The organism is Borreliella kurtenbachii (assembly GCF_030437945.2).
Lineage (GTDB): Bacteria > Spirochaetota > Spirochaetia > Borreliales > Borreliaceae > Borreliella > Borreliella carolinensis.
Genome location: NZ_CP124058.1, coordinates 807,248 through 826,787, shown reverse-complemented (window position 1 = coordinate 826,787; position 19,540 = coordinate 807,248). Strand labels below are relative to the sequence as shown.

Here is a 19,540-nt window from a genome sequence, read left to right as displayed (position 1 = left end):
TTAATAACTTAAAATTCTATTAAAGTTTTTATTCAAAAGAATAAAAACTTTCAAAACTATCATCATCCAATAAAGCTTTCTTTATTTTTAGTTTATTCTTCTCATAAATCTCAATATAATTAAATTTTTTAGAACCATTAACTTTTCTATAAATTGAAACCAAACTTCCAACCACATAATTTTTAATTTCTACTAAATTAGATCCAAAATATTTTTTTTTACTTATCAAGCTTGATCTAATATCTAAAGCAGAAGTTTTTTCAAAAAATACATTTAAAGTATTTGGCATAAAAAAATCTTTACTATCAAGCAAGAACAACTCTCTAACCCCAAGACTATTAAAATTGCAACCCAAATTGTTAAAAAGATTGCACTTAAAAGCATGTAAAGCAAAGGTATAAACATCCCTTTTATCAGGATATTGAACCTCAATCATATCAACGTAAGGGTAAACAGAATAATTTATTTTATAACCAAGCAAACTATTCTCATAATAAACTGGGGACTTGTCTTTAAAATAAATTTTATTAAAATACTTGCTGCTATTTAAACTAAATTTGTTGTCAAAATCTACTATTCCTGAAAAAATACCTACTAAAACTCCATCTTTGAGTATGGCAACATTATTTTTATTATCAATACAATAAATTCCTGATAAACTTTTATAATCTTCTAAAAATTTACTCTTCATGTCGGGATCCTCTAAAAGATCATAAAACATTTTATATTCATTTATTGTTTCAGGAGGAAATTTTTTAAAAACCCTATAAGCTTCCGCGGGATCTAAAAGTTTGTACTTTAAAAAATAAATACCGTGAATTCCATTAATTTCTTTAATTTTGTCCTTAAGAAAAGAAAACAAAGAGACAGAATTGTCATAATTAAAATTCGAATTTCTAAATATATAATTAATGTTTTCGGGTGTAAAGAAAAAATCTTCTTTTGATCTAATAGTATTAAAAATGCTAAAAAAAAACCTATCTTCTTTTAAAAACCATTTAAAAAATAAAAAATCATTACCATACAAAGAAAAAGCTTTAAATAAAATTTTTTTAAAATCATCTCCAAAACTTTCAAGTCTTCCAGAAGCTTCAAGCCTCATGCAAATCAAATCTTTATCTATTTGTAACTCTTCATTTAAGCTTCCATACAAAGCAATAATTTCTTCATACATACTCTTATTTTCATTTTGTCTTAAAAGCAACGCAAAATAATAAGTGTATACTTCTTTAAGAGTTGCTACTTTAAAGTTATTAATATTAATTGCTTCTTTTAATAAATAAATTTTATCCGATAAAGAAACATTCTCTTTTAATGAAAGCTCATAAAGAGAATCTGAGGATAGCAAATTGAAATCAAGAGATCCATAAATTAAATCATTTCCTCTTTGTAAATTGGAAAAATTTTTAGACTCATTGAAAAGAATATTTGAAATATCTTCATCTTCTTTGACTGAAATTGCATATAGGTTTATAGAAATAAAAAGAATGAACATCCCCTTTAAATAAAACATAAACACTTGCCTAACCTTTTGTATCTTCCTCCTTTACTTCTTTTATAGTAGATTCTGCTGAAAATAAATATTCATCTTTATTGGGCTCAAAACCCAAAAGCTCTCTTACTTCTTTGTCTGTCAAAGTTTCTTTTAAAACAAGTTCTTTTGCAAGCTTAACAAGTTGATCCTTGTGTTCTACAAGGATATCTGATGCCTCTTTTAAACATCCTTCAAGTATTCTTTTTACCTCTCTATCAACTTTATCAGCAGTGTTCTCAGAATAAGCCTTAGCCTTTGAAAACTCTTTTGGAAGGAAAATGGGTGCTTCATCGTCTACTAAAAATATTGGGCCAACTTCTTCACCCATTCCCCACTCAGTAACCATTTTTTTAGCCAAGCTAGTAGCTTGCATTAAATCATTTTGAACGCCCGCTGTTGTAACACCCAAATTTATTTGCTCACTAGCATAACCACCATAACATATCTTTATTTTATCAAGAATTTGGTGCTTGTTTATTGAAAGCTTATCTTCCCTTGGAAGAGAAAATGCAACACCAAGTGCCCTGCCCCTTGGAATAATAGTAACCTTATGGAGTGGATCAGCATGTTCAAGATAATAGTGAAGCAAAGCATGGCCTGCCTCATGATAAGCAGTCTCAAGCTTTTGCCTATCAGTAATAGTCATGGATTTTTTTGCAACCCCCATCAATATTTTATCTCTGGCCTCTTCCATGTCCTTCATTAAAATTTCATCTTGATTATTCCTTGCAGCTATTAAGGCCCCTTCATTAATTAAATTTGCAAGATCCGCACCACTAGCACCAGGAGTAGCTCTTGCTATTACTTGTAAATTAATATCTTTTGAAAGCTTTGTTTTTGAAGAATGAATATTTAATATTGCCTCTCTTTCCTTAACATCAGGCAAAGAAACTGTTACTTGCCTGTCAAATCGTCCAGGCCTAAGCAAAGCAGAGTCAAGAACATCTGGACGATTTGTAGCAGCCATAACAATTACATTAGTATGCGTTCCAAATCCATCCATTTCAACCAACAGCTGATTAAGAGTTTGCTCTCTTTCATCATGCCCACCGCCAAGCCCTGCACCACGACTTCGACCAACAGCATCAAGCTCATCAATAAAAATAATACATGGGGAATTTTTTCTAGCATTATCAAATAAATCTCTAACACGACTTGCTCCAACCCCAACAAACATTTCAACAAAATCGGAGCCTGACATGTGGAAAAAACTAACTCCAGCCTCACCGGCAACGGCTTTGGCAAGCAAAGTCTTGCCAGTACCCGGAGAACCAACTAAAAGCACCCCTTTGGGGATTTTTGCACCTATTTTTTCAAATTTTTTTGGATTTTTAAGAAATTCAACAACTTCGTAAAGCTCTTGCTTAACCTCTTCTTGACCAGCCACGTCCTTAAAGGTGATTTTATTCTTTCCAGCTTCATACTTTTGTGCGGTACTTTTCCCAAATGTAAAAACTTTTCCACCGCCACCTTGAGTTTGACGAAATATAAAGAAAAAGAAAATAAAAAATAAAATCCATGGCAAAGTTTGTAATAAAACCCCAATCAGAGAAGCTTGACTTTTCCCTGAGCTAAGCTCTACTTTTTTACTTTTTAGTTCTGCAAGTAGATTTATATCAAGATAGGGAATACTGGTAGAAAAATAAGACTTTGCAAAGTTAGAGCCCTTGACAACAAATTGAATCAAATTTTTATCAATTATCACTACAGACTCAACTAAGCCATTGTCTAAATAACTCTGAAAAGTACTATAAGGAACATTTTTATAGCTTTCCCCTCCCCTTATAAAATATGACATAAATATCGCTGAAATTAGAAAAACAACAACAAGTCCTAAAATCCAATTTTTATTCTTCTTTTTATTATTAGATTTTCCATTATTATTCATATTATTATTGCCATTCATTCCTTTAAAAGCCCTCCAATCAAAGATATACTAATTTTTTTAAGAATGCTTTTTTCACTCCATACTAAGTTTAAAGTATTTAAATCAATAATTCCAATTAACCTGTTATCTAATGCTAACAACATTAAATAAGCTGGATTACACCTTATAAACTTAGAAAAAAATTTTTTTGCTTTCAATCTATCCTTAAAAAATTTATACCTAAACTCATAAGAACAACATTTTAATCTTGATGCAGAAGCTGCATTGCACTCTAAATATTTTAGCAAAATCTTACCTAAAGATAAACTATACCATTTGCCAACTTCCAAAATAAAATCAAAAGGTTTGTAAAACTTTTCATCCCTTTTAAAAATTAAATTAATTTTATTATGCCTTTTTTCTAAAAAAAAATCATTGGTTTTTATCAAAACATTATTTTTCTTTCTACCAATATCTACTTTAAACGCTTCATTAAGAGCCTTATAGGAAACTTTAGCTACAATTCCTTCTGAATTTAAAATTTTAAAAATCAATCTAAACACTAAATATTTAGGAAAATCTAAAAAAGTTTTCAAATCAAAAGAATAATAATATTTGCCTTTCTCAACAGGAAAAAATTCATCTTTTTCAAAATAATCTGCAAATTCCTTTGAAAATTCAGATATTCTTTTAAGACATTTTTCATATCCTTTAAAAACATTTTTTATAGCGGGTAGTAAATTATTTCTAACCTTGTTTCTTAAATATAAATTTTGAGCATTTGTGCTATCAACAAAAGCCCTAATATTATTCAAAGATAAAAAATTCTCAATTTCTAACCTTGAAACCTCAAGCAAGGGTCTTATAATATTCCTATTGACACAAGGAATCCCCGAAAGACCATCTAAAAAAGATCCTTGAAAAAATCTCATAATTATTGTTTCAATTTGATCGTTCTCATTATGAGCAAGTGCAATATAATTTGCGCCATTTTCTTTAAGAGCATTTTCTAAAGCATTGTATCTGTATTTCCTTGCAAGCTCTTCAATAGATATTCCCAACCTAGCCGATTCACTTTTTATATCTATATCGCATTTTTTAATTTGCAAAGCAATATTGTAAAGATCGCAAAACCCCCTTACATGCTCTATCTCTTGATTTTGCTCATTATCAGATCTAATAAAATGAGCAAAATAAAATGCAATAACATTATTGCTCAAGTAATATTTTAAATTTAATAATAAAGTTGTAGAATCAGCCCCGCCAGAAAAAGCAACAATAACTCGATTTTTATTTAAAGAATATTTTTTATAAAATCTATCTATTTTAATTTGTATATTATCGTCTAAGAAATGCATTAAAAATTACTAGAATTGATTTTTTGAACCTTATTTTTGAAATTTGCCTCGCTAATATCAATCAGCTCATCACTTAAAAAATCATACAATTTTTCAAGCCTATCTATTTCATCTTTGCAGAATCTAGAAAGAACAAAACTCTTTATATCGCACATAACATTGCTTCCAACCCCAATATAAAGCCTGCTATAGTTAGAGCTTCCAAGAACACTTGAAATTGACTTAAGGCCATTATGAGTAGACACACCACCTCGCTCTTTAAGTCGGCACTTCCCCAAAGGAAGATCAACATTATCAAGAACAACCAATAAATTTTTTATACACATATAAAAATCTGAAAATATTGAAGGAAATAAAGACCCACTTAGATTCATATAAGTCAAAGGTTTAACCAAAATTACTCTTCTGGAAATCATTCTTAATTCTGAATATTCATATTTTTTTTTTCTCTTTAAAAAAAGGCCATTTTTAGAAATAATTTTATCCAAAAGAGAAAAACCAACATTATGCCTAGTTAAGGAAAATTCTAATCCGGGGTTTCCTAATCCAAGTATCAATAAACCCATAAAATCACTTTATAATAACAACTTCTAAATTCTCGTCATTTTCTGCAAGCCTAACATTAGAAGGCAAAACAAGATCTTTAAGAAGAACACTATCCCCTTTATTAACAGGAGTTAAATCAAGCTCGATGAATTCTGGCAAATCCAAGGGCAAGGACCTTACCTTAACCTGCTCTTTTAAAACAGTCAAAATTCCACCCTCTTTAACCCCAATAGAAGCTCCAATAAGCTTAATAGGAACGTATTTTTCAAGCTCAACATTCTTATCCACTTCGTAAAAATCAATATGATAAATAAGCTTGCTGGCAATATTTTCTGCAACATCTTTAACAAAAACGCATCTTTCAAGCTTGCCATCATCTAATATTAAGACGGTATTATCTGTAAACTTTGCAAATTTCTTATTAAATTCACTACTCTTAATTCTCAAGTGTGAAACATCATTGCCTTGCCCGTAAACAACAGCCGGTATTTCACACTTAGCTCTTATTCTGCGAGCATTAGAAGACCCAAAACTTGATCTATATTGGCAACTTAAAATCCTGCTATTTTCCACCAAAAAACTCCTAATGTAAAATACTGGGACGGAAGGATTCGAACCCTCGAATGACTGGACCAAAACCAGTTGACTTACCACTTGTCGACGTCCCAAATACCTTATTAATACTTACAATTGACAAGCATACAAGATACAACGAGCTTTGTCAACAATTATCTAAAAATCTAATTCAAGCTCAAGATCGGCTGGATTTTCTCTTATATATTCCTTAAAAATAGAAGTTTGTAAAGCTTTTCTAAAATCCTGACTAATAGGGTGTACAATGTCTTTATATTCACCGACTCTAGTTCTTCTGTTAGGCATAGCAATAAATACTCCTTTTTGCCCTTTAATAACTCTAATATTGTGAAGAACCAAGCAGTTATCAAAAGTAACTGCAACATATGCTAATAATTTAGAACCAGAATTTTTACTATCAACTTTCTTAATCCTTATGTCTGTAATATCCACTTATAAGCCTCCCGCAAAAAGTACATAACTTAAATCTAAAATATTTTCTATTTTTTGTAAACATATTTTTATGATATTTTTAGTTTTTTTAATTAATTTTAATTAAACAGTAATTAAGGATAAATAATAATTCCCTTGGACCATATTTTTTCAAGCTCATAGTATTCTCTGGACTTTTCGCTCATTAAATGAATTACCAAATTTGCGCCCGAAACAACAGTCCAGTCATAAACCAACCCTTTTTCTTGAACATTAAGATTAATTTTTTTTTCTTTAAAAAATTTAATTATCTTATCAACATATAAAGCTTCCATTTGTTTAAATGATACAAAAGTAGCTATTATAAAAAAATCAGTCCAATTACAAATATCGCTAACATTAATACCTATAACATCAATTCCATTAAAATCACTTATTATTTTACATAAATCATTAATATCATTTACTTTTAACATATCTTCCATCAAAATCATCTCCTAAAATAACTATTACATCGGGATTAATATCAAGACTATTAAGTTCTAACAATCTTTTAGTTTGAACCTCAGAAATTGGCTTAATATTTGAAGTTTTAATTGCCTCTCCAACCCTAACAGCCATTTCTAAATTATCCGAATTATTTATAATCAAGGTATCTTTATAAGAATTTTTATCTGCATTGCCAAATTTTAAAACTTTAAATTTTAAAGAATTAAAAATATTTGCTGTTTTTTTTGCAAGCCCAACAACTTTTGTTCCATTTAAAATAACAATCTTTACTATCTCTTCTGCGCCCTCATTAACAAGCTCTTTATTTAATTTATCCACCGATTCTTTTAAAATAGTGCCCCCATAATAAGGAAAAACCACCTTTATCAAATTATTATCATTATCCTTAAAAATCTCTTCTTGTCCTTTAATATTAATAGAAATAATTTTATCATTATTTATTTTATAATTTTTAACAATATATTTAAAAACAACCTCTGAAAGGTTAGTATCTAACATGGAATATATTTTAAAAAAATTGTCATTTTCAATGCCAAAATCTGAAATTTGAAAAAGAAGTCTTTTAAAAAACTCTTTAAAAAATTCAACTCTCTCTTCAAACTGATTAACATCATTAAAATATCTTAAATAATCATAAGCCTTATCACCATCAAAGTTAGAAGTGCCAGAGGGTATTAAAATAGAATCCTCAAAGTTATAAACTTTTACTGGGTTTTTAACAAGAAGCCTGACTCCCCCTAAGTAATCAATAAGTTTAACAAAATTTTCTTTTTGAAAACGTATATAATAATCTGATTCATGAGATAGTTGTGTATAAATTTTAGATAAAAACTTATTAAAAGAATTTTTTTTATAAAGATCTTTAAACCAAGAGATATTCCCCTTTAAATCTTCATATCCAGTATGAATTGGAATATCTAAAAACCCAATATTTCCTGTTTTCATATTAATAAAAATTTCTTGCATACTTACAAGGTTCTTGTTAAGATCTTCTATTAGAAACAAAAAACTAATATTACTCTTTGTATTAAGTTCGAAGTAAACCAACTCTTTTTTAGAACTTCTAATAAAAAAAATTACTACACTTGCTATTATAAGAACAATTAAAAATAAAAAAAATAAATCCTTTCTCAAACATTTACCTTTTTAAAATATAAATTATTATCTTTAATGTATTTTAACACACCAAAAGGCAATAAATAACTGACAGGAAATCCATTTGCAATTCTATTTCTAATCTCTGATGAAGAAATCGGTATTATTTTATTATCTATATAAATATGCTTAAAAGAACTTTTAAGTTTCTCTTTGTAAATTCTGTGAGCAACAACAAGATCAACAGAACTTATAATGCTTTGAGGGTCTTTCCATGAATCAAAATTTTGAAAAAGATCATCACCAATAACTAAAAAAAGTTTGTCATTTTTGTATTTTTTTTTAACACAAGAAATAGTATCAACGGTATAAGTTATGCCACCATTTATTATGTCGCAATCATCTATAAACATTTTATCTTCATTCTCTAATGCAAGCTTGAGCATATCTATTCTATTATTAACACTAACATCCTCCCCAATTAATTTATGAGCTGGATTGCAAGTAGGAATAAATATTACTCTATCAATATTTAATAAATATTCTATTTCTTTAGCCAAAAAAATATGTCCAATATGAACTGGATTATAGGTGCCCCCCAATATTGCAATTCTCATGATTTCTTTCCTAAATCAAATCTGATATCCAAAAACCAAGTCTTAAAAGTAAAAAAGCCCACAATAATAAAGATCAACTTTATTAAAAAGTTTTAGCCAAAATAAAAAATTCTTTAATAAGCTCATCAATTCCACTATTCTCATAAATAGAGATGCCAATAACCTTTTCTTTTCCTAAAGCTTTTATCAAGCAATCAAAATTTTTCTCAGAACCATCCAAATCAAGTTTATTGGCAATAATAATTTTTTTTTTATTAAAAAGCTCATGGTTATAAGATTTTATTTCATTTAAAAGAATGCTGTATGATTCCAAAAAATCTGCTTCAGAAATATCAATAACCAAGGCTAAAATTTTAGTTTTAGCAATATGCTTTAAAAATTTGGTTCCAAGTCCTACTCCAAAACTAGCACCTTTGATTATTCCAGGAATATCTGCAATAATCAAATCATCATGAAAACGCCTCAGCACACCAAGATGAGGAATCTTTGTTGTAAAGGGATAATTTGCAACCCTAGATTTTGCCGAAGTTATTCTATTAAGAAGAGAAGATTTGCCAGCATTAGGTAAACCAACAAGCCCAATATCTGCCACCAAAAAAAGTTCAAGGCGCACGCTCAAACTATTGCCTGATTCTCCAGGTTGAGCAAACCTTGGCGCCCTTCTAACTGAAGTTTTAAAATTCCAATTGCCAAGACCGCCTCTGCCACCTTTTAAAACAACAAATTCGTCATTTAAATTTTTAAGCCTACACAAAAGAGTTCCATCATTTCCATTATAAACTTCTGTATTTGGGGGAACAAAAAGAATTAAATCTTTACCATTAGCACCACTTCTCTTAAAACCCATTCCAGGTTTACCATTTTCGGCACAAAGCACATGACCATTTTTATAAAAAGACAAAGTGCTAAGATTTTCTCTTACCTTAAAAATTACACTCCCACCACTCCCGCCGTTTCCGCCATCTGGACCGCCTTTTGCATTAAACTTTTCTCTTAAAAAAGAAACACATCCAGAACCCCCATTGCCCGAAACTACCGTTATATTTACAGAGTCCTTAAAGTTATACAAACTTTCTCCAATTTTTCAATAGAAACTAAAAATCTCCAATCTTTTCAATTAAAACTAAACAATACTTACATATTTTCGTCCCTTCAAGGTTTTAAACTCTACCTTGCCAGACGAAAGCGCAAATATTGTATAATCTCTTCCAAGACCAACATTTTTGCCTTTATGGAATTTTGTACCTCTTTGTCTAACAATTATTTCTCCAGCCTTAACAAACTGCCCACCACTTCTTTTAACTCCAAGTCGCTTGGATATAGAATCTCGTCCATTTTTTGAACTACCACCACTTTTACTTGTTGCCATTAATTTTCCTCCAAAACTAATTTAATATCATCAGGATACTCATATGACAAATCACTTATGCCTCTAATTAAAAACCTGCTATAATAAAAAAGACTTTCCTTGTTTAAATCCTTAAAAAAGGGCTTAAATTCTAAATAACCTCTTTTTGAATTCTTCACAACAAAAGCCTCACCCTCAAGATTAAGAACACTAAAAAAAGTTCTCAAAATAAAAGAAAAAGAAGAACAGACAACGTTAACATTATTTTTGCTTATAGCATGACCATTGGCCAAAAGATAAATGATTACATCGTCTTTTACTTTTACTAAAACATTAATCAATAAACTTAAAAAACTATTTCATCAACCAAAATATAAGAATAGGTTTGTCTGTGACCAACCTTTCTCTCACTTGATTTTCTTCTTCTGTATCTGTAAGAAACAACCTTTTTATCTTTTTTATCTTCTTTATAGGTACATCTAATAAGAGAATTTACAACATAAGGCTTTCCTATTTTAACCTCTCCGTCTTTATTAACAAGCAAAACACTATTAAATTCCAGCTTATCTTTTTCAATAGGAGAAATTTTATCTATTTTTAAAAATTCACCCTCAATGGCCTTATATTGCTTGCCATTTATTTCTACCAGTGCATACATACATTACCTCAACTAAACATTGTAAATTTAATAAAAAAGAAAAGTCAAGCATTAAACTAATTATACCTTACAAGGGAATTGACTTCATAACTTTCAAGGCTTTGTCTACCATTAATACCACAAAGCTCAATAAAACAAAAAATATCTTTAACCCTACCCCCGGCTCTCTCTAACAAAATTGCAGACGACTTTAAAGTTCCACCGGTAGCTAATATATCATCTATTAAAAGAATATTGGAATACGTCCTAACATCGTCTTTGTGTACCTCTATTCTTCCAAAACCATATTCAAGCTCATACTTTTCGCTAAAAACCTCTCTGGGTAATTTACCCTCTTTTCGAATTAAAACAAGGGGGAGTTGCATTTTTAAAGACAAAGGAGCACCTATTAAATACCCCCTAGACTCAACAACAGCAATGCAATCGATCTTTTTTAAATTATAAAAAGAATATACATCATTTATTAATGAACTATAAACTTCGGGTTTTAGCAAAACACTAGTAATATCATAAAAAAGAACACCCTTTTTAGGAAAATCGGGTATTTTTGAAATAAACCGATCATAATACTCTGTCTTATTTTTCATAACCTACTTATCCCATCTATATGTTTATGTATTTTTTCAAAATAGCAAAACCAAAAGCTAAATTTATTTTTTTACAGGGGGCGCTGGAACAAGATTATGTAAAACTACTTTTGGTATTTCATCATCTTTAGCTCTTGTCCAAATTTTGCTTCTGCCAAAAATCCAAACTTTCCCCTTGGTAATAAGATTTCCGGTCTTACTATCAACACTCATCTCAGAATTATAAATTTTACCGTTTTTAGGATCTATTATTTTACCCCCATCCCACCTTTTAGAAGAAGAAGAATACTTAAGACCCCACATAAAATCAAGACCCTCTATTGCAAGATTTTCAAATCCAACCACAGTGTCTCCTGAGGGATTCTTAGTATCATACTCTTTGCCATCTTTTATTACGGTCAAAATTCGACCATAAATTTCTCCATTATATTTATAAATATAAATAATAGAATTTTTTATGTTGCTCACATCATTATAACCAACCCAATATCCTAAAACTTCATTTTCAAAATCAAGATTTTCATCCTTATTAACATTTTTTTCATTTAAATCTTCTGAGGTTGCAAACAAAAACATTGAAAAACAAAAAAAAAGAAAAAACTTTGAAAAAAGCCTATTCATTAATCCTCCTTAAAACTAAATAATCCTAAATTATAGCTCTTTTTTTAAATTAATCATTTAAAGTGGCTAATTTAAAAATTAGCCACAAAACCAATTATACAACTTATCTTTATAATTTTAATTGTTAAGACAAAAACCTGAAGAAAAAAATAGGAAATTAAGTAAAAACGCAATAAGTTAATTAATTGTTATATGGGACAATTAATGCTAATATTAATAAAGTTAATTGTCTTTAAGGATTTAACCGTGGTAAGAGGAATTTATACAGCTGCCAGCGGAATGATGGCAGAAAGGCGCAAGCTTGACACAGTATCAAATAATTTGGCAAACATAGATCTTATTGGATATAAAAAAGATTTGTCTATTCAAAAAGCATTTCCAGAAATGTTAATAAGAAGACTAAATGATGATGGCCTTTATAAATTTCCCAAAGGACATCTTGAAACAGCTCCGGTTGTAGGCAAACTAGGAACAGGCGTTGAAGAAAATGAAATATACACAGTATTTGAACAAGGTCCATTAAAAACTACTGGCAATCCATTGGATTTAGCACTCACCGATCAAGGATTTTTCGTAATACAAACTTCAGATGGAGAAAGATATACAAGAAACGGTTCTTTTACTATTGGAAAAGAGGGAATCCTTGTTACAAAAAACGGATTCCCCGTCCTAGGAGAAAAGGGATATATATATCTTAAAAAAAATAATTTTAAAATAACACCTCAAGGACAAATCTTTCACAATTCAAACTTTGAATCAAACCCAAAAAGACTTGTTAGTGAGTATGAAAATTCTTGGGAAAATTATGAGCTACTTGATACTATTAGAATTGTAAATTTTGAAAATCCAAGATTTCTCAAAAAACAGGGAAATTCTTTATGGATCGATACAAAAACCTCTGGCAAGGCACAAGAGATTGACGTATCACTAAGACCTAAAATAGAAACAGAAACACTTGAGGCTTCCAATGTTAATGCTGTTAACGAAATGGTTTTAATGATTGAAATCAACAGAGCTTATGAAGCTAATCAAAAAACAATACAAACTGAAGACAGTCTCTTAGGAAAATTAATAAATGAAATTGGAAAATATTAAGGAGCATATTTTATGATGAGAGCATTATGGACAGCAGCAAGCGGAATGACTGCCCAACAATACAATGTAGACACAATTGCCAACAACCTTTCAAATGTGAATACTACGGGCTTTAAAAAGATAAGAGCAGAATTTGAAGATTTGATTTATCAGACTCAATACAGAGCAGGAACCCCCGCAACTGAAAATACTTTAAGACCACTCGGGAATCAAGTTGGACACGGAACAAAAATTGCTGCTACTCAGAGAATATTTGAACAAGGGAAAATGCAAGCGACCAATTTACTCACTGACGTTGCTATTGAGGGAGATGGATTTTACAAAATTCTTCTGCCCGATGGGACTTATGCATATACTAGAGATGGATCATTTAAAATCGATTCTAATAGGGAGCTTGTAACAAGCCAAGGATACAAGGTATTGCCCAATATATTTTTCCCAGAAGAATATATCCAAAGCTCAATTGCAATATCTGAGCAAGGAATAGTATCGGTAAAAATTGATAACAGCAACGACCCAATAGAGCTTGGACAAATTGAAATATCAAGATTTGTTAATCCTGCAGGACTGAGCGCTATTGGAAGCAATTTATTTAAAGAAACAGCCGGATCAGGCCAAGAAATAGCAGGAATACCGGGAAGTGAGGGCATGGGAAGGCTAAGACAAGGCATACTTGAAATGTCAAATGTATCTATTGCTGAAGAAATGGTAACAATGATAGTAGCTCAAAGGGCTTATGAAATAAACTCAAAGGCCATTCAAACTTCAGACAATATGCTAGGAATTGCAAATAACTTAAAAAGGCAATAAAATAAAAAAAAGATTATTTATTTTTATTTTATTTTTTACAACAAGCTCAATTATAAGCACTGCTCATGATCTGTGCTTCAACATTACTCCTAGTAAAGCATATTTCTTTTCAAAGAAGTACTCAAAAATATGCAACAATCAAAACTTATCAAAAATATATGTCCCGCCACATTTAACAAAAAAATCAATAATTTTTGAAATGATTTATTACATCACAAAAAATTTATCAAATGAAAATATCTATATACTTCAATTCAACTTTGATGAATCTGAAATAAACATAGAAGATAAATTTTTCAAAAAAATAAAATTTAAAATTAAAAACAACAATTCATACAAAAATATTCCAATTCAAAAAACTCTGGTTTATTATGCAAAAAACTTTGAAAGCTATAAAAGACACAATTACATTAATATGTACATTGATATAATCGAGCCAATTGTATTTGCAAAAGAAAATCTGAAAAAAAATGAAATCCTTAATGAGCACAATATATACTTTAAATACAAAATTAACACAACAAGAATAAATGATGTTTTAAGTTTAAATGAATTAAACAATAGTAAATATAAAGTTATACGCAACACAATTAAAAATGAAGAGATAAGATTAAATAACGTGCAAAAAGAATAATTCCTTATTTCATCTTTCTCAATCTAAGAATTATTAATTTTTATCTGTCTTAATACAGATAAGCAGATAATATTTAACAAATCAAGGATTAATTAATAATTTTACGAAAAAAGTTTCATTAATTACAATAATTGATATAAAATAATAGATATTAAAGAAATAAAATAAATAGGGTAAAGAATGAACAAACTAATGTTGATGTTAACTGCATTTGCAACAAGTCTGCTAGCCCAAACAAACACAGATTCAACAGGACTAAAAACAGAGCAATCATTTAACAATAACCTGTCTGAAAGCGTCAAACTAAAAGAAATTGCAGATATTTATCCCACAAATACAAATTTTTTAACGGGCATTGGAATAGTAGCCGGTCTTGTTGGAAAAGGAGACTCTACAAAACAAAAAGACCTTATAATTAAAATTTTAGAAGAAAATAATACAATAAATGAAATAGGCCCTAATAACATAGAAAGCAAAAATATTGCACTAGTAAATGTCAGCCTTCAAGTAAAAGGCAATGCAATCAAAGGCTCAAAACATAAAGCTTGCATTGCATCAATATTAGACTCAAAAGATTTAACAAATGGAATACTTTTAAAAACAAACCTTAAAAATAAAGAGGGAGAAATAATAGCAATTGCATCAGGAATTATACAGCCCAATAATAAATTAAAAGGATCTGGATATACTCTAGACAGTGTAATAATAAATGATAATCAAAATATTAACTACGATTATAATATAATTCTTAAAAAAGGAAATTATACATTAATAAATAAAATTCATAAAATATTAACCTCTAAAAAAATCAACAACAAAATTAAATCAGATAGCACAATAGAAATAGAAGCAAAAAATATAAGCCTATTAGAAGAGATTGAAAATATTAAAATAGAAACCAGCCCTAAAATATTAATAGACAAAAAAAATGGCATTATTCTAGCAAGTGAAAATGCACAAATAGGAACGTTTACATTTTCCATTGAAAAAGACGATCAAAACATTTTAAGTAAAAATAACAAAACAGCAATTCAAGTAAACTCAATGAAATTAAATGAATTTATATTAAAAAATTCCGACAATCTTAGCAATAAAGAATTAATTCAAATAATTCAAGCTGCAAAAAAAATCAATAAATTAAATGGAGAACTTATCTTGGAGGAAGTTGATGGAAACTAAAATTAATTTACAAAATCTAATTAATTCACAAAATCTAAAATTGAAAAATCAAATAAATAATTTTAAAAATCCTGTAGAAATAAAAAAATCCTTTCAAAAAAACAAAGAACTTCGAAAAGCTTCTTTAGAATTTGAAGCTATGTTTATCAAGCAAATGCTTGAAAGCATGAAAAAAACTCTTAACAAAGATCAAAATTTGTTAAATGGAGGCCAAGTAGAAGAAATTTTTGAAGACATGCTTTGCGAACAAAGAGCAAAACAAATAGCACAATCTCAAAGCTTTGGACTTGCCGATTTAATTTACAATCAATTACAAAAAAAGTAAATAATTCGAAAAATATCCCACCCACAAACCCTAAAAATTATATCCAATTTAATTTAAAAATGGTTTTAAACTAAATTGGCACAATTTTTGCATGAAAGCTAAGTAGTAAAACTTAATCACAATATTCAAGAAAGGGGAGAAAATATAATACTATGAATATATTTAGTAGCGAGGATTTAAACATATATTTAAAATCGGTAAGGGAACACAAATTAATTACTCACGAAGAAGAGATTAAACTTGCCGGTCAAATACAAAGAGGCAATGCAAAAGCAAAAAACAAGATGATAAATGCAAATTTGCGGCTTGTTTTAAAAATAATAAAAAGATATGCGGGCAAAGGACTAAAAATTGAAGACTTAATTCAAGAAGGCAACTTGGGATTAATAAGAGCTGCTGAGAAATATGACCCAAATAAAAATACCAAATTTTCAACTTATGCATCATTCTGGATCAAGCAATCACTACAAAGAGCATTAAATACTAAAACTAGATTGGTAAAAGTCCCATACAGAAAAGAAAATCTAATACTACAAATAAATAAATATTTAACAGAAGAAGAAAAATCGCCCAAAAAAGAAGAAATAATGAAAAGATTCAATTTATCTCCTGCCCAGTATATAAAAATTATTCCTTATCTTGAAAAAGAATATTCTCTGGACAAAGAAATAGAGGGATCAGAAAATTCAACACTCTTGAATCTTTACGAGGATAATTCTTTTAACCCTGAAATTACACTTGAACAAGATTCAACTCTAAAACATTTAAATTATATACTTGAAACAAAATTAAATGAAAAGGAAAGATACATAATCAAAAAAAGATACAACTTAGACAATAGCCCCAAAAAAAGCACCTTAAAAGATATTTCAACAGAACTTGGAATATCATCAGAAACTGTAAGACAGATTGAAAAAAGGGTTCTTAAAAAACTAAAAGAAGAGATAAATTAACATTGACATTCATGGCATGTTCTGGTCTACTTTTAAGTCAGTGGTCATGAATGTTTATATTTTATATTAAAAAAAACAAGTTTATTATTGTCGTTTTTATTATAATTTCTATTATTATTGCAGTAACTCAGACATTTGCAAGTTTTTTATATTTTAACAACAATTCAAAAGTTGCAAATGTCCCACTTAAAAATAGATTTGAAAAAATACAAAAAACCAACTTAATAATAAAAAACAACAAAACCAATGGAAAAGCCAAAAGCAAACCTAAATTTTACTTAATCATCGACGACGTGGGTTATGATGAATTTATGTTAGAACAATTTATAAAACTTAATCTTAAAATAAATTATGCAATAATTCCTTTTTTAGCAAAATCAATGAGTTTATACAAAAAACTTATAAATGCTAACAAATCAGTAATAATACACTTCCCAATGCAATCAAAACATAGAAATTCAATAGAAAAATTTCATATAAACATAAAAGATAAAAAAGAAGAAATACACAAAAAAATCGAAAAAGCATTTAAAAAGTATCCTGATGCAAAAATAATGAATAACCATATGGGAAGTTTAATCACTTCAAACAAAGATTTGATGAGAATAATTTTAGAAAAGCTTAAAGAGATTGACAGATATTTTTTCGACAGCGTAACTATTGCAGGAAGCGTACCAGAAATAATAGGCAAAGAAATTGGGGTTAGAGTAGAAAAAAGAGATGTATTTCTTGATAGCAAAGATACAGAAGAATCCGTAATAAAGGAACTTGAAAAAGCAAAAAATATTGCCAGAAAAAACGGAATAGTAAAAGTAATCGGACACATTTGGTCTAAAAATACGCTAAAAGTCCTTAAAAAAGAGGAGCCTGATTTAACCCAGGAATTCGAATTTGAAAACTTATTAAATCTTTACGAGGAAACAATCAGATGAAAGTACTTGGAATAGAAACCTCTTGTGACGACTGTTGCGTAGCTGTAGTAGAAAATGGAATTCATATTTTAAGCAATATAAAATTAAGTCAAACAGAACACAAAAAATATTATGGCATAGTACCTGAGATTGCCTCAAGACTTCATACTGAAGCTATTATGTCTGTTTGTATAAAAGCACTCAAAAAGGCAAATACTAAAATATCTGAAATTGATTTAATAGCTGTAACATCTAGACCTGGACTTATTGGGTCCTTAATAGTTGGATTAAACTTTGCCAAAGGTCTAGCAATTTCATTAAAAAAACCTATTATTTGCATTGATCACATCTTAGGGCATCTTTATGCTCCTTTAATGCACTCAAAAATAGAATATCCATTTATATCATTATTATTAAGTGGTGGACATACATTGATTGCTAAACAAAAAAATTTCGATGATGTTGAAATACTTGGAAGAACTCTAGATGATTCTTGCGGAGAGGCTTTTGACAAAGTAGCAAAACATTATGATATGGGGTTTCCGGGAGGTCCAAACATCGAACAAATATCTAAAAATGGAGATGAAAACACATTTCAATTTCCAGTTGCCACCTTTAAAAAAAAAGAAAACTGGTATGATTTTTCATACTCTGGACTAAAAACAGCTTGCATACACCAACTCGAAAAATTCAAAATCAAAGATAATCCAATAACAAAAAATAATATAGCTGCAAGCTTCCAAAAAGCTGCATTTGAAAATCTAATCACCCCGCTAAAAAGAGCTATAAAAGATACTCAAATTAACAAATTGGTAATAGCAGGCGGAGTTGCAAGCAATTTATATTTAAGAGAAAAAATAAATAAACTTAAAATACAAACTTACTACCCTCCTATTGATCTTTGCACAGATAATGGAGCAATGATTGCAGGACTTGGATTTAATATGTATTTAAAATATGGAGAAAGTCCAATAGAAATTGATGCAAATTCAAGAATAGAAAATTACAAAAACCAGCATAGAGGGAAAAATAATGAAAAGAATTTTAGCAATGCATGATATTTCAAGCATGGGAAGAACATCTCTTACAATATGCATACCGATAATATCTTCGTTTAATATGCAAGTTTGTCCTTTTGTAACAGCCGTCCTTTCTGCTTCTACAACTTATAAAAAATTTGAAATAGTAGATTTAACCGATCATTTGGAAAAATTTATCAATATATGGAAAGAGCAAAATGAACACTTTGACATACTTTATACGGGATTTCTGGGAAGCGAAAAACAACAGCTAACAATAGAAAAAATAATTAAATTAATAAAATTTGAAAAAATTGTAATTGACCCTGTGTTTGCTGACGATGGAACAATTTACCCCATATTTGATAATAAAATAATTAGTGGATTTCGAAAAATAATAAAGTATGCAAACATAATAACACCTAATATCACAGAGCTTGAAATGCTAAGCAAAAGCTCACAACTTAAAAACAAAGATGATATCATAAAAGCAATATTAAATCTTGATACCAAAGGGATAGTAGTTGTTACAAGCGTTAAAAAAGGAGATCTTTTGGGAAACATTTGTTACAATCCAAAAAACAAAGAATACTCAGAATTTTTTTTAGAAAGATTAGAACAAAATTTCAGTGGAACAGGAGATTTATTTACTAGCTTGCTTATAGGATACTTGGAAAAATTCGAAATAGAACAAGCCCTAGAAAAAACAACAAAAGCTATCCACTTAATAATAAAAGATTCAATTAAAGAAAATGTTTTAAAAAAAGAAGGGGTTCAGATTGAAAAATTTTTAAAAAATACATTTTGAATTTAAATTTCATTAAATTCAATTTAAAAAAATGAATCGATTTTTAGTACAAAGAAAATA

At 29.1% G+C, this 19,540-nt stretch carries 24 protein-coding genes and 1 tRNA gene; 9 read left to right on the top strand and 16 right to left on the bottom strand.

The window, feature by feature from the left end; genetic code table 11:
• Nucleotides 1–28 precede the first annotated feature (28 nt).
• From QIA22_RS04555 to QIA22_RS04480, 16 genes are all read right to left on the bottom strand, one after another.
• Nucleotides 29–1,513 carry a hypothetical protein gene (locus tag QIA22_RS04555; RefSeq protein WP_301612102.1) on the bottom strand — a complete coding sequence of 495 codons (1,485 nt, stop codon included), beginning with the start codon at nucleotides 1,511–1,513 and terminating at the stop codon, nucleotides 29–31.
• A gap of 10 nt (nucleotides 1,514–1,523) precedes the next feature.
• Entirely contained in the window at nucleotides 1,524–3,440 is a 1,917-nt protein-coding gene (gene ftsH / locus QIA22_RS04550; RefSeq protein WP_301612101.1) for an ATP-dependent zinc metalloprotease FtsH, read from the bottom strand.
• Entirely contained in the window at nucleotides 3,437–4,759 is a 1,323-nt protein-coding gene (tilS, locus tag QIA22_RS04545; protein ID WP_301612099.1) for a tRNA lysidine(34) synthetase TilS, read from the bottom strand. The genes ftsH and tilS overlap by 4 nt, the downstream gene beginning before the upstream one ends.
• Nucleotides 4,759–5,325: an aminoacyl-tRNA hydrolase gene (pth, locus tag QIA22_RS04540; protein ID WP_301612097.1), complete on the bottom strand. Its 567-nt coding sequence runs from the start codon at nucleotides 5,323–5,325 to the stop codon at nucleotides 4,759–4,761. The genes tilS and pth overlap by 1 nt, the downstream gene beginning before the upstream one ends.
• Nucleotides 5,326–5,329: 4 nt before the next feature.
• Nucleotides 5,330–5,878, bottom strand: coding sequence for a 50S ribosomal protein L25/general stress protein Ctc (locus QIA22_RS04535; RefSeq protein ID WP_301612095.1), 549 nt, complete (start codon nucleotides 5,876–5,878; stop codon nucleotides 5,330–5,332).
• A gap of 23 nt (nucleotides 5,879–5,901) precedes the next feature.
• Nucleotides 5,902–5,973 (bottom strand) — tRNA-Gln (locus QIA22_RS04530).
• 64 nt (nucleotides 5,974–6,037) lie between these two features.
• Nucleotides 6,038–6,331, bottom strand: coding sequence for a DNA-binding protein SpoVG (gene spoVG / locus QIA22_RS04525; RefSeq protein WP_002557374.1), 294 nt, complete (start codon nucleotides 6,329–6,331; stop codon nucleotides 6,038–6,040).
• Nucleotides 6,332–6,444: 113 nt separating this feature from the next.
• Nucleotides 6,445–6,795: a ribosome silencing factor gene (rsfS, locus tag QIA22_RS04520; protein ID WP_301612092.1), complete on the bottom strand. Its 351-nt coding sequence runs from the start codon at nucleotides 6,793–6,795 to the stop codon at nucleotides 6,445–6,447.
• A complete protein-coding gene (locus tag QIA22_RS04515) occupies nucleotides 6,770–7,954 on the bottom strand; it encodes an LCP family protein (RefSeq protein ID WP_301612090.1) in 1,185 nt (394 codons plus the stop codon). Before QIA22_RS04515 ends, rsfS begins: the two co-directional genes overlap by 26 nt.
• Nucleotides 7,951–8,532: a nicotinate (nicotinamide) nucleotide adenylyltransferase gene (nadD, locus tag QIA22_RS04510; protein ID WP_301612088.1), complete on the bottom strand. Its 582-nt coding sequence runs from the start codon at nucleotides 8,530–8,532 to the stop codon at nucleotides 7,951–7,953. Before nadD ends, QIA22_RS04515 begins: the two co-directional genes overlap by 4 nt.
• An 82-nt stretch (nucleotides 8,533–8,614) precedes the next feature.
• Nucleotides 8,615–9,601 carry a GTPase ObgE gene (gene obgE / locus QIA22_RS04505; RefSeq protein WP_301612086.1) on the bottom strand — a complete coding sequence of 329 codons (987 nt, stop codon included), beginning with the start codon at nucleotides 9,599–9,601 and terminating at the stop codon, nucleotides 8,615–8,617.
• Nucleotides 9,602–9,655: 54 nt separating this feature from the next.
• Nucleotides 9,656–9,901, bottom strand: a complete 246-nt coding sequence (rpmA, locus tag QIA22_RS04500; protein ID WP_002656482.1) for a 50S ribosomal protein L27 — start codon at nucleotides 9,899–9,901, stop codon at nucleotides 9,656–9,658.
• Nucleotides 9,901–10,221 carry a ribosomal-processing cysteine protease Prp gene (locus tag QIA22_RS04495; RefSeq protein WP_301612082.1) on the bottom strand — a complete coding sequence of 107 codons (321 nt, stop codon included), beginning with the start codon at nucleotides 10,219–10,221 and terminating at the stop codon, nucleotides 9,901–9,903. Before QIA22_RS04495 ends, rpmA begins: the two co-directional genes overlap by 1 nt.
• Before the next feature lie 5 nt (nucleotides 10,222–10,226).
• The gene (gene rplU, locus QIA22_RS04490; protein WP_014023986.1) at nucleotides 10,227–10,538 is read right to left on the bottom strand and encodes a 50S ribosomal protein L21; all 312 of its coding nucleotides are present in this window, start codon (nucleotides 10,536–10,538) and stop codon (nucleotides 10,227–10,229) included.
• 56 nt (nucleotides 10,539–10,594) lie between these two features.
• Nucleotides 10,595–11,125 carry an adenine phosphoribosyltransferase gene (locus QIA22_RS04485; protein WP_301612081.1) on the bottom strand — a complete coding sequence of 177 codons (531 nt, stop codon included), beginning with the start codon at nucleotides 11,123–11,125 and terminating at the stop codon, nucleotides 10,595–10,597.
• 63 nt (nucleotides 11,126–11,188) lie between these two features.
• Nucleotides 11,189–11,746 (bottom strand): DUF2147 domain-containing protein, encoded by a 558-nt coding sequence (locus QIA22_RS04480; RefSeq protein ID WP_301612080.1) that lies wholly within the window; start codon nucleotides 11,744–11,746, stop codon nucleotides 11,189–11,191.
• A gap of 246 nt (nucleotides 11,747–11,992) precedes the next feature.
• Here QIA22_RS04480 and flgF point away from each other — a divergent pair, with 246 nt between their 5' ends.
• From flgF to QIA22_RS04435, 9 genes are all read left to right on the top strand, one after another.
• A complete protein-coding gene (gene flgF, locus QIA22_RS04475) occupies nucleotides 11,993–12,841 on the top strand; it encodes a flagellar basal-body rod protein FlgF (protein ID WP_301612079.1) in 849 nt (282 codons plus the stop codon).
• 12 nt (nucleotides 12,842–12,853) lie between these two features.
• Nucleotides 12,854–13,651 carry a flagellar basal-body rod protein FlgG gene (gene flgG / locus QIA22_RS04470; RefSeq protein WP_301612078.1) on the top strand — a complete coding sequence of 266 codons (798 nt, stop codon included), beginning with the start codon at nucleotides 12,854–12,856 and terminating at the stop codon, nucleotides 13,649–13,651.
• Between the two features lie 199 nt (nucleotides 13,652–13,850).
• Entirely contained in the window at nucleotides 13,851–14,285 is a 435-nt protein-coding gene (locus tag QIA22_RS04465; RefSeq protein WP_301612077.1) for a hypothetical protein, read from the top strand.
• Between the two features lie 180 nt (nucleotides 14,286–14,465).
• A complete protein-coding gene (locus QIA22_RS04460; RefSeq protein WP_301612075.1) occupies nucleotides 14,466–15,464 on the top strand; it encodes a flagellar basal body P-ring protein FlgI in 999 nt (332 codons plus the stop codon).
• Entirely contained in the window at nucleotides 15,454–15,789 is a 336-nt protein-coding gene (locus tag QIA22_RS04455; protein ID WP_301612074.1) for a rod-binding protein, read from the top strand. The genes QIA22_RS04460 and QIA22_RS04455 overlap by 11 nt, the downstream gene beginning before the upstream one ends.
• Nucleotides 15,790–15,941: 152 nt before the next feature.
• On the top strand, nucleotides 15,942–16,742 hold the full coding sequence (rpoS, locus tag QIA22_RS04450; protein ID WP_301612073.1) for an RNA polymerase sigma factor RpoS: 801 nt from the start codon (nucleotides 15,942–15,944) through the stop codon (nucleotides 16,740–16,742).
• A gap of 50 nt (nucleotides 16,743–16,792) precedes the next feature.
• Nucleotides 16,793–17,674 carry a divergent polysaccharide deacetylase family protein gene (locus QIA22_RS04445; RefSeq protein ID WP_301612072.1) on the top strand — a complete coding sequence of 294 codons (882 nt, stop codon included), beginning with the start codon at nucleotides 16,793–16,795 and terminating at the stop codon, nucleotides 17,672–17,674.
• Nucleotides 17,671–18,711, top strand: coding sequence for a tRNA (adenosine(37)-N6)-threonylcarbamoyltransferase complex transferase subunit TsaD (tsaD, locus tag QIA22_RS04440; protein WP_301612070.1), 1,041 nt, complete (start codon nucleotides 17,671–17,673; stop codon nucleotides 18,709–18,711). Before QIA22_RS04445 ends, tsaD begins: the two co-directional genes overlap by 4 nt.
• Entirely contained in the window at nucleotides 18,686–19,480 is a 795-nt protein-coding gene (locus tag QIA22_RS04435; RefSeq protein ID WP_301612069.1) for a PfkB family carbohydrate kinase, read from the top strand. Before tsaD ends, QIA22_RS04435 begins: the two co-directional genes overlap by 26 nt.
• The last annotated feature ends 60 nt before the right edge of the window (nucleotides 19,481–19,540 follow it).

Bases quoted from the DNA above. Each gene is read 5' to 3' on its own strand.
- QIA22_RS04455 (WP_301612074.1), top strand. From the start codon at position 15,454: ATGGAAACTAAAATTAATTTACAAAATCTAATTAATTCACAAAATCTA.
- tilS (WP_301612099.1), bottom strand. From the start codon at position 4,759: ATGCATTTCTTAGACGATAATATACAAATTAAAATAGATAGATTTTAT.
- QIA22_RS04480 (WP_301612080.1), bottom strand. From the start codon at position 11,746: ATGAATAGGCTTTTTTCAAAGTTTTTTCTTTTTTTTTGTTTTTCAATG.
- ftsH (WP_301612101.1), bottom strand. From the start codon at position 3,440: ATGAATGGCAATAATAATATGAATAATAATGGAAAATCTAATAATAAA.
- QIA22_RS04460 (WP_301612075.1), top strand. From the start codon at position 14,466: ATGAACAAACTAATGTTGATGTTAACTGCATTTGCAACAAGTCTGCTA.
- QIA22_RS04555 (WP_301612102.1), bottom strand. From the start codon at position 1,513: ATGTTTTATTTAAAGGGGATGTTCATTCTTTTTATTTCTATAAACCTA.
- QIA22_RS04485 (WP_301612081.1), bottom strand. From the start codon at position 11,125: ATGAAAAATAAGACAGAGTATTATGATCGGTTTATTTCAAAAATACCC.
- QIA22_RS04465 (WP_301612077.1), top strand. From the start codon at position 13,851: ATGATTTATTACATCACAAAAAATTTATCAAATGAAAATATCTATATA.
- rsfS (WP_301612092.1), bottom strand. From the start codon at position 6,795: ATGGAAGATATGTTAAAAGTAAATGATATTAATGATTTATGTAAAATA.
- tsaD (WP_301612070.1), top strand. From the start codon at position 17,671: ATGAAAGTACTTGGAATAGAAACCTCTTGTGACGACTGTTGCGTAGCT.
- rpmA (WP_002656482.1), bottom strand. From the start codon at position 9,901: ATGGCAACAAGTAAAAGTGGTGGTAGTTCAAAAAATGGACGAGATTCT.
- nadD (WP_301612088.1), bottom strand. From the start codon at position 8,532: ATGAGAATTGCAATATTGGGGGGCACCTATAATCCAGTTCATATTGGA.
- rpoS (WP_301612073.1), top strand. From the start codon at position 15,942: ATGAATATATTTAGTAGCGAGGATTTAAACATATATTTAAAATCGGTA.
- QIA22_RS04435 (WP_301612069.1), top strand. From the start codon at position 18,686: ATGAAAAGAATTTTAGCAATGCATGATATTTCAAGCATGGGAAGAACA.
- pth (WP_301612097.1), bottom strand. From the start codon at position 5,325: ATGGGTTTATTGATACTTGGATTAGGAAACCCCGGATTAGAATTTTCC.
- QIA22_RS04445 (WP_301612072.1), top strand. From the start codon at position 16,793: ATGTTTATATTTTATATTAAAAAAAACAAGTTTATTATTGTCGTTTTT.
- rplU (WP_014023986.1), bottom strand. From the start codon at position 10,538: ATGTATGCACTGGTAGAAATAAATGGCAAGCAATATAAGGCCATTGAG.
- flgG (WP_301612078.1), top strand. From the start codon at position 12,854: ATGATGAGAGCATTATGGACAGCAGCAAGCGGAATGACTGCCCAACAA.